This window comes from Pseudomonas sp. Pseusp10 (assembly GCF_059492225.1).
Map to the genome: position 1 here is coordinate 5293860 of NZ_CP168528.1, position 13729 is coordinate 5307588.

At 59.8% G+C, this 13729-nt stretch carries 11 protein-coding genes; 5 read left to right on the forward strand and 6 right to left on the reverse strand.

Annotated features, from left to right (window positions below; translation table 11 throughout):
- Positions 1-10: 10 nt before the first annotated feature.
- From hisC to mtnA, 5 genes are all read right to left on the reverse strand, one after another.
- Positions 11-1123 (reverse strand): histidinol-phosphate transaminase, encoded by a 1113-nt coding sequence (hisC, locus tag ACEN8Z_RS24120; RefSeq protein ID WP_007999933.1) that lies wholly within the window; start codon positions 1121-1123, stop codon positions 11-13.
- 13 nt (positions 1124-1136) lie between these two features.
- Entirely contained in the window at positions 1137-2231 is a 1095-nt protein-coding gene (gene pheA, locus ACEN8Z_RS24125) for a prephenate dehydratase (RefSeq protein WP_007999931.1), read from the reverse strand.
- Entirely contained in the window at positions 2231-3316 is a 1086-nt protein-coding gene (gene serC, locus ACEN8Z_RS24130; protein ID WP_218501436.1) for a 3-phosphoserine/phosphohydroxythreonine transaminase, read from the reverse strand. The genes pheA and serC overlap by 1 nt, the downstream gene beginning before the upstream one ends.
- Before the next feature lie 230 nt (positions 3317-3546).
- Positions 3547-6201, reverse strand: coding sequence for a DNA gyrase subunit A (gyrA, locus tag ACEN8Z_RS24135; RefSeq protein WP_495595904.1), 2655 nt, complete (start codon positions 6199-6201; stop codon positions 3547-3549).
- Between the two features lie 430 nt (positions 6202-6631).
- A complete protein-coding gene (gene mtnA, locus ACEN8Z_RS24140; RefSeq protein WP_495595905.1) occupies positions 6632-7708 on the reverse strand; it encodes an S-methyl-5-thioribose-1-phosphate isomerase in 1077 nt (358 codons plus the stop codon).
- A 108-nt stretch (positions 7709-7816) separates the two neighbouring features.
- Here mtnA and ACEN8Z_RS24145 point away from each other — a divergent pair, with 108 nt between their 5' ends.
- From ACEN8Z_RS24145 to ACEN8Z_RS24165, 5 genes are all read left to right on the forward strand, one after another.
- Positions 7817-9151 (forward strand): TRZ/ATZ family hydrolase, encoded by a 1335-nt coding sequence (locus ACEN8Z_RS24145; protein WP_495595906.1) that lies wholly within the window; start codon positions 7817-7819, stop codon positions 9149-9151.
- A gap of 57 nt (positions 9152-9208) precedes the next feature.
- Entirely contained in the window at positions 9209-9907 is a 699-nt protein-coding gene (gene ubiG / locus ACEN8Z_RS24150) for a bifunctional 2-polyprenyl-6-hydroxyphenol methylase/3-demethylubiquinol 3-O-methyltransferase UbiG (RefSeq protein WP_007985381.1), read from the forward strand.
- A 4-nt stretch (positions 9908-9911) separates the two neighbouring features.
- Positions 9912-10583: an N-acetylmuramic acid 6-phosphate phosphatase MupP gene (mupP, locus tag ACEN8Z_RS24155; protein WP_007999922.1), complete on the forward strand. Its 672-nt coding sequence runs from the start codon at positions 9912-9914 to the stop codon at positions 10581-10583.
- A gap of 174 nt (positions 10584-10757) precedes the next feature.
- Entirely contained in the window at positions 10758-11498 is a 741-nt protein-coding gene (locus ACEN8Z_RS24160; protein ID WP_007999919.1) for a YciK family oxidoreductase, read from the forward strand.
- Between the two features lie 377 nt (positions 11499-11875).
- Positions 11876-12802, forward strand: coding sequence for a GGDEF domain-containing protein (locus tag ACEN8Z_RS24165; protein ID WP_495595907.1), 927 nt, complete (start codon positions 11876-11878; stop codon positions 12800-12802).
- Between the two features lie 135 nt (positions 12803-12937).
- On the opposite strand, the gene ACEN8Z_RS24170 is transcribed toward ACEN8Z_RS24165, so the two are convergent.
- Positions 12938-13699 carry an iron-containing redox enzyme family protein gene (locus tag ACEN8Z_RS24170; protein ID WP_495595908.1) on the reverse strand — a complete coding sequence of 254 codons (762 nt, stop codon included), beginning with the start codon at positions 13697-13699 and terminating at the stop codon, positions 12938-12940.
- Positions 13700-13729 lie beyond the last annotated feature (30 nt).

Sequence of the window (13729 nt, forward strand, 5' to 3'; positions counted from 1 at the left end):
TGCAGTGACATCAACCACGAGCCAGAACCTTGGTCAGCGCCTCAAGGAAGCGGCTGTTCTCTGCCGGCAGGCCAATGGTGATGCGCAGGTGATTCGGCATGCCGTAATTGGCCACCGGACGCACGATTACGCCCTCTCGAAGCAAGCCTTGGAACACCGGGGCCGCGACTTGACCGAGATCGACGCAGATGAAATTGCCTTTAGACGCAATCCAGCTCAGCCCCAGTTCACGGAAACCGGCTTCCAGTTGCTGCATGCCGGACTCGTTCAACTGGCGACTTTGCGCCAGATATTCTTCATCCTTCAACGCCGCACAAGCAGCGGCCAGGGCCAGACTGTTGACGTTGAACGGCTGGCGTACACGGTTCAGCACGTCTGCGACAACCGCCGTGGACAAGCCATAACCCACGCGCAACGCTGCCAGGCCATAGGCCTTGGAGAAGGTGCGGGAAACCAGCAGGTTCGGATAAGCCGCCAGGAAGTCCAGGCCATCCGGCAGATCGCTGCCTTCGGCGTACTCGATGTAGGCCTCGTCCAGTACGACCAGCACATGCTCCGGAACATCCTGCAGGAATTCGTCCAGTGCCTCGGCGTCGAACCAGGTCCCGGTCGGGTTGTTCGGGTTGGCGATGAACACCACGCGGGTATTGGCATCGATCGCCGCCAGCATGGCAGGCAGGTCATGCCCCCAATCTTTGGCCGGGATGACCTTGGCCTGTGCGCCAACTGCCTGAGTGGCAATCGGGTAGACCGCGAACGCATGCTCGCTGAACACGGCATTCAGGCCCGGCGCCAGATAAGCACGCGCGACCAATTCAAGAATGTCGTTGGAACCATTGCCCAGCGTCACTTGATTGAGCTCGACACGGCACTGCTCGGCCAGCAGGGTCTTGAGCGCAAAACCGTTGCCGTCCGGATAGCGGGTCAGCTCGGCCAGCGCCTCGCGGATGGCCGCCAGCGCCTTGGGGCCGGGGCCCAGCGGGTTTTCGTTGCTCGCCAGTTTGACGATGCTGGCTGGATCGAGGTCCAGCTCACGCGCCAGTTCGTCCACGGGCTTGCCCGGAACGTAAGGCGAAAGTTGTTGCACGCCCGGCTGTGCCAAAGCGAGGAAATTGCCACTCATTTGCTACCGCCCCTTAGAGAACTGCTTTCGGGTAGGAGCCCAGCACTTTGAGTGCCACTGCTTCCTGACTGATCTTTTCCAGCACACCTTTGACCAGCGGGTCGCGATGATGGCCGACAAAATCGATGAAGAACACGTAGGTCCATTTACCGCTGCGCGACGGACGAGTCTCGATTCGCGTCAGGTCGATGCCATTGTCGTGGAACGGCACCAACAACTCATGAAGCGCACCTGGCTTGTTGCTCATAGAGACGATAATAGAAGTCTTGTCGTCGCCGGTCGGCGGCACTTCCTGATTACCGATCATCAGGAAGCGCGTGGAGTTGTCCGGGCGATCTTCGATCTTCTCGGCCAAACGGGTCAAGCCGTACAGGCCGGCCGCCATGTCGCCGGCAATCGCCGCCGAGTTCCACTCGCCCTTGACCCGCTTGGCGGCTTCGGCGTTGCTGGACACCGCCACACGCTCGACATTCGGGTAGTGGGAGTCCAGCCACTTGCGGCACTGGGCCAGGGACTGGGCGTGGGAGTAGATGCGGCTGATGCTGTCGGTCTTGGTGTTTTCACCGACCAACAGATGATGGTGGATACGCAGCTCGACTTCGCCGCAGATCACCATGTCATGCTCGAGGAAGCTGTCGAGGGTGTGGTTGACCGCACCTTCGGTAGAGTTTTCCACCGGCACCACGCCAAAATTCACCGCACCGGCCGCCACTTCACGGAACACTTCGTCAATCGCCGCCATCGGCTTGCTGATCACCGCGTGACCAAAGTGCTTCATGGCCGCAGCTTGAGTGAAGGTGCCTTCAGGGCCAAGATAAGCCACTTTCAGCGGCTGCTCGAGCGCGAGGCACGAAGACATGATTTCACGGAACAACCGCGCCATCTCTTCGTTGCCCAGCGGCCCCTGATTACGCTCCATGACACGCTTGAGCACTTGAGCTTCGCGCTCAGGACGATAGAACACCGGCACTTCGCCTTCGGCCAGCGAGGCCATCTTTACTCGCGCGACTTCCTGGGCGCAGCGCGCACGCTCACTGATCAGCTCCAGGACCTTTTCGTCCAGGGCATCAATGCGCAGACGCAGTGCCTTGAGTTCTTGCTCAGACATTAGCCGTGTTCCTTCTCGAACTCTGCCATGTACGAAACCAGCGCGTTGACGGCGTTGATGTCGACGGCGTTATAGATGGAGGCGCGCATACCGCCCACGGAACGGTGACCCTTGAGGTTCAACAGACCACGCTCGTCGGCACCGGCCAGGAACGGCTTGTCCAGACGATCGTCTGCCAGGCGGAACGGCACGTTCATCCACGAGCGGTCCGACTTGTTGATCGGATTGCTGTACAGGCCGCTGGCATCAATGAAGCTATACAACGTGCGCTGCTTGACTTCATTGAGCTTGCCGATGGCTTCGACACCGCCCTGCTCTTTCAGCCACTCGAACACCAGGCCGGACAAGTACCACGCCAGGGTCGGCGGAGTGTTGTACATCGAGCCGTTGTCGGCCGCGACCTTGTAATTGAGCATAGTCGGGCAAATGGAGCGGGCGTTGCCCAGCAGGTCTTCGCGAACGATGTTGACCACGATGCCGCTCGGACCGATGTTTTTCTGCGCGCCGGCGTAGATCATGCCGAAACGCGAAACATCCACCGGACGCGACAGGATGTCGGAGGACATGTCAGCCACCAGCGGAACGTCACCGGTCTCGGGAATCCACTGGAATTCCAGGCCGCCAATGGTTTCGTTCGGCGCGTAGTGAACATAGGCCGCGTCTTTCGACAACTTCCACTCGTTCTGGCCGGGAATGGCGAAATAGTCGTAAGGCTTGGCGGTGCCGGCAACGTTGACGTGGCCGTAGCGCGACGCTTCTTCGATGGCTTTCTGCGACCAGATACCGGTATCGATATAGTCGGCCGAGCCGTTTTCCGGCAGCAGATTCAGCGGAATCTGAGCAAATTGCTGGCTGGCGCCACCTTGCAGGAACAGCACTTTATAGTTCGAGGGGATATTCAGCAGATCACGCAGATCCTGCTCGGCCTTGGTGGCAATGGACACGAACTCATCACTGCGATGGCTCATTTCCATGACCGACAGACCCTTGCCGTGCCAATCGAGGAGTTCACCCTGGGCGCGCTGCAGGACAGCTTCGGGAAGCGCCGCAGGACCGGCACAGAAGTTATAGGCTCTCTTGCTCACATCCAATCTCGCTCTGATTTGGTGGTATCACGCAATAAATCGCAACATCAATCGACACTCTGTAGGAGCGAGCTTGCTCGCGAAAAACCTGAGAACGCCGCGGGATGCCAGGCTTCCCGCGTCATCGTTAACGTCCATCGCGAGCAAGCTCGCTCCTACATGGGTGTTATTAATTTCCAAAGGGACAAACAACAAGGGGGCGAATTCTCATCCGCCCCCTGCTTACCCGCTTATTCCTGTGGTTCTTCGTCAGCAGCGGCGTCGAGTTGCTGGTCTTCGGCAACGTCGTCAATTACGACCTCACCGACAAACCCGTCACCCACTTCACCTTCGAGCTCTTCACCCTCGACTTCCGACGGCTCCTGAACCCGCTCCAGCCCAACCAGCGTTTCATCGTTGGCCAGTTTGATCAGGGTCACCCCCTGGGTGTTACGGCCCAGGCTGGAGACTTCGTCGACACGGGTACGGACCAGGGTGCCCTGGTCGGAAATCAACATGATTTCCTCGCCGTCGAGCACCTGTACCGCACCGACCAGACGGCCGTTACGCTCGTTGCTGACCATGGCGATAACGCCCTGCCCGCCACGCTTGTACTCAGGGAACTCAGTGATCGCCGTGCGCTTGCCGAAACCACGCTCGGAAGCGGTGAGGATCTGGCTGCCTTCTTCCGGGATCAGCATGGAAATCAGCTTCTGGCCTTCCGGCAGACGCATGCCGCGCACACCGCGGGCGGTACGGCCCATGGCGCGAACGTCGGATTCCTTGAAGCGGGTAACCTTGCCGCCGTCGGAGAACAGCATGACTTCACGCTCGCCATCGGTGATGGCCGCGGAAATCAGCACGTCGCCTTCGTCCAGCTCCAGCGCGATCAGGCCGACGCTGCGTTGACGGCTGAAGGATTCCAGCGGGGTCTTCTTCACGGTACCGTTGGCGGTGGCCATGAAGATGTAGTGACCTTCGGTGTACTCCTCGACCGGCAGCATGGTGGTGATGTACTCACCGTCGTCCAGCGGCAGCAGGTTGACCAGCGGACGACCACGTGCAGCACGGGACGCTTCAGGGATTTCGTAGGTTTTCAGCCAGTACACCTTGCCCTTGCTGGAGAACAGCAGCAGCGTGGTGTGGCTGTTGGCAACCAGCAGGTGAGCAATGTAGTCCTCATCCTTGACGCCGGTTGCCGACTTGCCTTTACCGCCACGACGCTGGGCCTGATACGCAGCCAGCGGCTGGGTCTTGGCATAGCCACCGTGGGAAATGGTCACGACACGCTCTTCTTCCGGGATCATGTCACCCAGGGTCAGGTCGAGACGGGCATCGAGGATTTCAGTACGACGCACGTCACCGTATTCGGCGCGAATCACTTCCAGCTCTTCGCGGATCACTTCCATCAGGCGCGTGGCGCTGTTGAGGATGCGGATCAGCTCGCCAATCTGGTTGAGGATCTCTTGATACTCGGCCAGCAGTTTTTCGTGTTCCAGACCGGTCAGGCGGTGCAGACGCAGTTCCAGAATGGCTTGCGCCTGTTCTGGCGACAGGAAGTACTTGCCGTCGCGCAGACCGTATTGCGGATCGAGGTTTTCCGGACGGCACGAATCGGCGCCAGCACGTTCCACCATCGCCACCACAGCCGAGGATTCCCAAGGGGTGCTGACCAGCGCCTCCTTGGCTTCCGATGGCGTTGGCGAGGCCTTGATCAGGGCGATGACCGGGTCGATGTTCGACAGGGCAACCGCTTGACCTTCAAGAATGTGGCCACGCTCGCGCGCCTTGCGCAGTTCGAACACGGTACGACGGGTCACCACTTCGCGGCGGTGACGGACGAAGGCTTCCAGCAGGTCCTTGAGGTTCAGGATCCGCGGACGGCCGTCGATCAGCGCGACGATGTTGATACCGAACACTGCTTGCAGCTGGGTCTGGGCGTAGAGGTTGTTGAGGATGACCTCAGGCACTTCGCCGCGACGCAACTCGATCACCACGCGCATACCGTCCTTGTCGGACTCGTCGCGCAGTTCGGTGATACCTTCGAGCTTCTTCTCTTTGACCAGCTCGGCGATCTTCTCGATCAGACGCGCCTTGTTCAGCTGGTAAGGGAGTTCGGTGATGACGATCTGCTGGCGGCCACCGACCTTGTCGATGTCTTCGATCATCGAGCGGGCACGCATGTAAATGCGGCCGCGGCCGGTGCGGTAGGCTTCGATGATACCGGCGCGACCATTGATGATCGCGGCGGTCGGGAAGTCCGGACCGGGGATGTATTGCATCAGTTCATCGACAGTCAGCTCGGGGTTGTCGATGAGCGCCAGGCAACCGTCGATGACTTCACCGAGGTTGTGCGGCGGAATGTTGGTCGCCATGCCCACGGCGATACCGCTGGAGCCGTTGACCAGCAGGTTGGGAATACGGGTCGGCATGACCGCCGGGATCATTTCGGTGCCGTCGTAGTTCGGCACCCAGTCCACGGTTTCTTTATGCAGGTCAGCCAGCAGCTCGTGCGCCAGCTTGGTCATGCGCACTTCTGTGTATCGCATGGCCGCGGCATTGTCGCCGTCCACCGAACCGAAGTTGCCCTGGCCGTCTACCAGCAGGTAGCGCAGGGAGAATGGCTGCGCCATCCGGACGATGGTGTCGTACACCGCAGTATCACCGTGCGGGTGATACTTACCGATCACGTCACCGACAACACGGGCAGATTTCTTGTACGGCTTGTTGAAGTCGTTGCCCAGCTCGCTCATCGCGAACAGCACACGCCGGTGCACGGGCTTCAAGCCATCGCGCGCATCCGGCAGTGCCCGCCCGACAATTACGCTCATCGCATAGTCGAGGTAGGACTGCTTCAGCTCGTCTTCGATATTGACCGGGAGGATTTCTTTGGCCAGTTCGCCCATGAGAAGCCTGATTCCTTTTTCTGGTGAAACTTCGTCAGGACCAACGAAGCTCGCCGATACAGGCTGAGTGCCATGTACCGACTTACGACAAATCAACGAGTTATGCCATGGATCTGCGCAGTAAAGGTCACCCCGCGGGGCAACCATGGAAACCGCCGGATGTTATCACAAGAGCCGCCACGCACCTATCCCCCAGATGCGCATGGAGAGTAGTTAGTTGACCGGTGACAGGCCTGAAGGGGACGAGAGAGGCTTAGAGCTGCGTTGAATGGAGAATTTGTGGCTGATTCGGGTTGATTTGTTGGCTTTGAGGGCCTCTTCGCGGGCAAGCCCGCTCCCACAGTTTTTGTGAACACCATAAAACACTGTGGGAGCGGGCTTGCTCCGGGCGGCGATCCGACGAAAGCGATTGAACAGACGCCAACAATAATTAATGCAGACGCTTACGGCACATCAACTGCGCCATCTTCGCCGTATCCGGGCGTTCGACGATGCCTTTTTCGGTGACGATCGCATCGATCAGGTCTGCCGGGGTCACGTCGAACACCGGATTAAAGGCATCGACGTCGGCCCCGACGCGCTTGCCACCGACCTCCAGCAACTCGCGACCATCACGCTCTTCAATCGGAATGTCATCGCCGCTGGCCAGGTTCATATCGATGGTCGAACTCGGTGCCACTACCATGAAGCGCACGCCGTGGTGCATGGCGTTGACGGCCAGTTGATAGGTGCCGATCTTGTTGGCCACATCGCCATTGGCGGTGATCCGGTCAGCACCGACGATGACCCAGGTAGGGCCTTTGGTCTTCATGATATGCGCCGCGGCGGAATCGACATTGAGGGTCACGGGAATGCCTTCATTGGCCAGCTCCCACGCGGTCAGTCGCGAGCCCTGCAGCCATGGACGGGTTTCGTCGACATATACCTGCTCGACCATCCCCTCGATGAATGCACCACGAATCACCCCCAGCGCCGTGCCAAAGCCGCCCGTGGCCAGCGCGCCGGTGTTGCAGTGGGTCAGGATCGCCTGAGCGTTGCCCTGATGCTTGCGGATCAGGTCGACACCCAGTTGCGCCATGGTCAGGTTGGCTTCGCGATCACTTTCGTGAATGGCTATGGCCTCGGCCTCCAGCACCTCCAGCGGATCGGCATTGTCTTTCAGGCGATCAAGCCGATCATGCATGCGACCCAGCGCCCAGAACAGGTTGACCGCAGTAGGACGGGAATCGGCCAACAGCATGAAATCCTCTTCCAGCGCAGCGTACCAGTCGCCACCTTCGGCAATCCGGGCGCGGGCCGCCAGTACGATGCCATAAGCGGCACTGATACCAATTGCCGGCGCACCGCGCACCACCATCGAGCGAATGGCCTCGGCCACGCCAGCGGCGCTGGTGTAGGCGATCCAGTTTTCCTCGAACGGCAAAATACGCTGATCCAGCAGATGGAGAGCGCCATCACGCCAATCGATGGCCTTTACCTTTTCCGCAGCCAACAGTCGATCGCGCATCCCTCACCCCGCACTCATGAACAAAAGCCGCCGATTATAGCGATCCCCCCGCGAAGACGCTCGGGTATACTTCGCCATCCTTTACAAAAGCACTGGAACCGACCCTCGATGCCGAACACTGCCGCTGCGCTCGACCTGTTATTGCTGCCGACCTGGCTGGTACCCGTCGAACCCGCTGGTGTTGTCCTCAAGGAACATGGCGTGGGCATCCGTGATGGACGCATCGTCTTTATCGGCCCACGTTCCGCCGCGCTGAAGCTTAACGCAACCGAAATCCGCGAATTGCCCGACATGTTGCTCAGCCCCGGGCTGATCAATGCCCACGGGCACGCGGCGATGACGCTGTTCCGTGGCCTGGCCGATGACCTGCCATTGATGACCTGGCTGGAAAACCACATCTGGCCCGCCGAAGCCAAGTGGGTCGACGAGGACTTCGTGCGCGACGGCACCGACCTTGCCATCGCAGAGCAAATCAAAGGCGGCATCACCTGTTTTTCTGACATGTACTTCTTCCCGAAGGTTGCCAGCGAGCGCGTGCACAACAGCGGTATTCGCGCGCAGATCGCGATTCCGATCCTCGATTTCCCTATTCCGGGCGCTGCTACGGCGGACGAAGCCATTCGTCAGGGCGTCGAATTGTTTGGCGATCTCAAGCACCACGAGCGCATCAAAATCACCTTCGGCCCCCATGCACCCTACACCGTAGGCGACGAAAACCTGGAAAAAATCCGGGTGATCGCCGAAGAACTGGACGCCTCGATCCACATGCACGTGCATGAAACAGCGTTCGAGGTGCAGCAATCGGTCGAGCAGCGCGGTGAACGCCCGCTGGCCCGCCTGGCTCGCCTGGGTTTGCTGGGGCCGCGCTTCCAGGCGGTTCACATGACCCAGATCAGCGATGAAGACCTGGCACTGCTGGTAGAAAGCAACAGCAATGTGATTCATTGCCCGGAGTCGAACCTGAAGCTGGCCAGCGGCTTCTGCCCCGTCGAGCGTTTATGGGAGGCCGGGGTCAATGTCGCGGTCGGCACCGATGGCGCGGCGAGCAACAATGACCTGGACCTGCTCGGCGAAACCCGCACCGCGGCCTTGCTGGCCAAGGCTGTCGCCGGCTCGGCCACCGCGCTGGATGCCCATCGCGCCTTGCGCATGGCCACCCTCAACGGCGCCCGGGCATTGGGTATCGAGGCCGAAACCGGCTCGCTGGAAATCGGCAAGGCCGCGGACATGGTCGCTTTCGACCTCTCCGGCCTGGCCCAGCAGCCGGTCTATGACCCGGTTTCGCAACTTATATACGCCACCGGCCGGGACTGCGTGAAACACCTTTGGGTAGCCGGCAAGCAACTGCTCGACGACCGTGGCCTGACACGCCTGGATGAACAACAGCTTGGCGCTGTCGCGAAGGCCTGGGGCCAGCGCATCAGCGGCCGTATCGAATCGTAAGCCCCCCGGAACACATCCGGGGCAACAGGATTTTTCAAGTTTTAGAGGACTTAGACCATGAGCAACGTCGACTACGCCGAAATCGCCAAATTCGAGGCCCTGGCCCATCGCTGGTGGGACCGCGAAAGCGAATTCAAACCGCTGCACGACATCAACCCGCTGCGGGTCAACTGGATTGACGAACGGGTCAACCTGGCCGGGAAGAAAGTCCTCGACGTCGGTTGCGGCGGCGGCATCCTCAGCGAAGCCATGGCCCAGCGCGGCGCGACCGTCATGGGTATCGACATGGGCGAAGCGCCGCTGGCGGTTGCCCAGTTGCATCAGCTGGAGTCGGGCGTCAACGTCGAATACCGGCAGATCACCGCCGAAGCCCTGGCCGAGGAGATGCCCGAGCAGTTCGACGTGGTCACCTGCCTGGAAATGCTTGAGCACGTACCGGACCCGTCTTCGGTGATCCGCGCCTGCTTCCGCATGGTCAAGCCCGGCGGCCAGGTGTTCTTCTCCACCATCAACCGCAATCCGAAGGCGTACCTGTTCGCCATCGTCGGCGCCGAATACATCATGAAGCTGCTGCCCCGCGGCACCCACGACTTCAAGAAATTCATCCGCCCTTCCGAACTCGGTGCCTGGAGCCGCATGGCCGGTCTGACCGTCAAGGACATCATCGGCCTGACGTACAACCCACTGACCAAACACTACAAACTGGCGGCCGATGTGGACGTCAACTACATGATCCAGACCCTGCGCGAGGAATAAGCCGATGCCAATCAGAGCAGTTCTTTTCGACATGGACGGCACCCTGCTCGACACCGCGCCGGACTTCATTGCGATCTGTCAGGCGATGCGTGCCGACCGCGGCTTGCCACCGATGAACGACAAGCACATTCGCGACGAGATTTCCGGTGGCGCCAGGGCAATGGTCGCAGTGACCTTCGCCATGGACCCGGAATCGCCGGGTTTCGAAGAGTTGCGCCTGGAATTCCTGGAGCGCTACCTCGTGGGTTGTGCCGTTCACAGCAAGCTGTTCGACGGCATGGCCGAGCTGCTCGCCGACATCGAAAAAGCCAACCTGATCTGGGGTGTGGTCACCAACAAGCCATTGCGTTTCGCCGAACCGATCATGCAACAGCTGGGACTGGCCGAACGTTCGGCGCTGCTGATCTGCCCGGATCACGTGAAGAACAGCAAACCGGATCCGGAGCCACTGATCCTGGCCTGCAAGATGCTCGACCTGGACCCGGCCAGCGTGCTGTTCGTAGGCGACGACTTGCGCGACATCGAGTCGGGCCGCGATGCCGGCACCAAGACTGCTGCGGTGACCTTCGGCTATATCCACCCGGACGATAACCCGCGTCACTGGGGTGCGGATGTGGTTGTCGATCATCCGTTGGAGTTGCGCAAAGTGCTCGATAGCGCTTTGTGTAGCTGCTGAGATCCGGTTTCAGGCTCCAGGGAAGTGGCGTGATGCCTGACGCCTTCGCGGGCAAGCCCGCTCCCACAGGTTCCCCTGGTGGATACAAAATGTGTGAACACCCTCAGTCTTTGTGGGAGCGGGCTTGCCCGCGAATGGCCGCGCTGCGATCTGTCTTCTGTTTGTGAGGTTTTTATGTTTGATTATTCCGCCCGCCCCGAACTGCTCAAGGATCGGGTCATTCTGGTCACCGGCGCAGGTCGCGGTATCGGCGCCGCCGCGGCAAAAACCTACGCGGCCCACGGCGCAACCGTACTATTGCTGGGCAAGACCGAAGCCAATCTGACCCAGGTTTACGACGAAATCGAAGCTGCCGGCCATCCACAACCGGCGGTCATCCCGTTCAACCTCGAAACCGCCCTGCCCCATCAGTACGATGAGCTGGCCGCAATGATCGAGAGCGAATTCGGGCATCTCGACGGCCTGCTGCACAATGCCTCGATCATCGGCCCACGCACGCCGATCGAACAACTTTCTGGCGAAAACTTCATGCGGGTCATGCAAGTCAACGTCAACGCCATGTTCATGCTCACCAGCACGCTGCTGCCGCTGCTCAAGCTGTCGCAGGACGCCTCGGTGGTGTTCACTTCCAGCAGCGTCGGCCGCAAAGGGCGTGCGTATTGGGGCGCTTACGGCGTCTCCAAGTTCGCCACTGAAGGCCTGATGCAAACCCTGGCTGACGAAGTCGATACCGTGGCCCCGGTACGCTCCAACAGCATCAACCCGGGCGCCACCCGCACCAGCATGCGCGCCCAGGCTTACCCGGGTGAAAATCCACTGAACAACCCGACGCCCGAGGAGATCATGCCGGTCTACCTTTACCTGATGGGCCCGGACAGCACCGGTATCAATGGTCAGGCGTTCAACGCTCAGTAACGACCGTACGTCGCTTTCTGGTGCCGCGCCGGCTTCCCGTCGCGGCACTTGAAGGCTATCGAATTCGAGCCAGGCACCTGCCAAACAAATGTCACACCCAACGCTACATGTGTAGCAAAAAAATCCCAACCAATTGATTTAGCATAGATTTTATTCAGCTGAACCGAATGGCACGACTTTCGCTCTAAGTTTGCTCAGACACGCAACGTGAAAGCAGACCGGGGTGAAGCGTGAGTGCAGAAGTTACTCATCTTCCACAAAGCGGATTAAACTTGTACGAAATGTCCTACGGGACTGACGGACCAGTACGACGCGCAGCCCTAAGCCGCTCTCACCCTGCTTGTAAGACAGCCTTACTGCTTAGGGGCGCACGCCTTATGAAACCACCTTCCCAGACCAACGCAATTGACTTCGATAGCGCCAAATTGCAGCGCCTGGGCTTTGGTCAGCAGCCGCCCCTTCTGGAAAGGCCCGTCAGTCTTGCGCAATTGCGCCAGCGACTGGGCCTGCAGTTGCAAACCAGTCTTGAGCCGCAACGCATTCTTGGGACCTTCTATCGCGAGATTCAGCGATTGGTGCCGCTGGACGCCTTGTGCTACCAGCACAAGAGCACTGACCTGCGCCTGGAGTTCGGCCAACGCGGCCACCACTCCATCAGTTACAGCCTAAGCCATGAAGGCGAACACCTGGGTGAGCTGGTTTTCCGTCGCAATCAGCGTTTCAGCGAACAGGAACAAGGCAATCTCGAATCACTGCTGGCCGCGCTGCTTTTCCCGATGCGCAACGCACTGCTTTACCGTACCGCCACCCAAAGCGCACTGCGCGACCCTCTGACGGGTGCCGGTAACCGCATCGCCATGGACCAGACGCTACAAAGGGAAATCGAGCTGTCCCGACGCCATCTGCAACCGCTGTCGGTGCTGATGCTGGACATCGATCATTTCAAGCAAGTCAATGACACTCATGGCCACAGCACTGGCGATGTCGTACTCAAGGCGGTCGCTGCCTTGATCAAAAACCAGCTGCGCAACGTGGACATGGTGTTCCGCTATGGCGGTGAAGAATTCCTGATCCTGCTGTCGAATACCAGCCGCGAGGCGGCGGCCATGGTCGGTGAGCGGTTGCGGTTTGCAGCGCAGTCTGAAGAGTATCAGGCCGATGGTCATACGATCGTGCTGACGGTCAGCCTCGGCTGTTCGACCCTGTTACCCGGCGAGTCTGCCGAAAGCCTGTTGCGACGGGCAGACAGCGCGTTGTATGTGGCCAAGCGCGAAGGTCGCAACCGACTGGAGATGGCGGGCTGATATTCAGCCACAACACAAACCAATGTGGGAGCGAGCTTGCTCGCGAATGCGAACTGCCAGTCAACATCATCGTTGAATGTCAGGTCCCTTTCGCGAGCAAGCCCGCTCCCACAGTTGTTTCAAGCAGACATTGAATCAGCCTTCGGCCAGTGCCATCCGCTCACGAACGACCGGTGCCCGTTCTGCGTGCTCCAATTGCATGCAACGTTCGAGAAACAGGTACATATAGTCGTAGCTTTTGCAAACAGCCTGGCGCAACTCCTCCTGCAGGGTTTTGCTCGGGTTGGTGCCCGCCAATGTGCAGATGATTTCCAGGGCTTCCCATGGATGGGCATCGTCGTACTGGGCATGCATCTTCAGCCACTTCATCGCCCGCTTGCGATCTTCCTCGGGGAACGAGGCGGCATAGATACCGTTGGAACACACTACCGCCGACCATTCCCCGGTCGCCCCTTCGATGGCGTAGTTGGTGGCGGCAATCCCGACGATCAGCGAGTCGGCTGAACTGGTGTGCCAGCACCAATGGCTCAAGGCGTGAAGCTCCGGTGCTACCTGCTGTGCCTGCAGGTCTTCCAGGCTGACACCGTGTGCGCGGCTCCAGTGCACCCAGTAGTCGGCGTGATTCAATTCGACACGGATATTGCGCATCAGCCAGCGACGGGCCATGTCTTCGCCGGGATGACGGGCAAAACGGGTCTTGGTCAGGTTTTGTGCCATATACAACGCGAACTGTTCGACCACCGGCCAACCACCGATCAGGTATTGGCGCATGGTCTTCGCACTGAGCTTGTTGTCTCGCATGCGTTGGTACAGTTCGTGTTCGACAACCCGGCGCTTGCTCTCGCTGCAATCCTGGATCAGGCGCTGGGCCCAGGCAGGGTAACTTGCAGCTTCCATGAGCGGTCCGGTTCGGTTGAATGTGTCGAT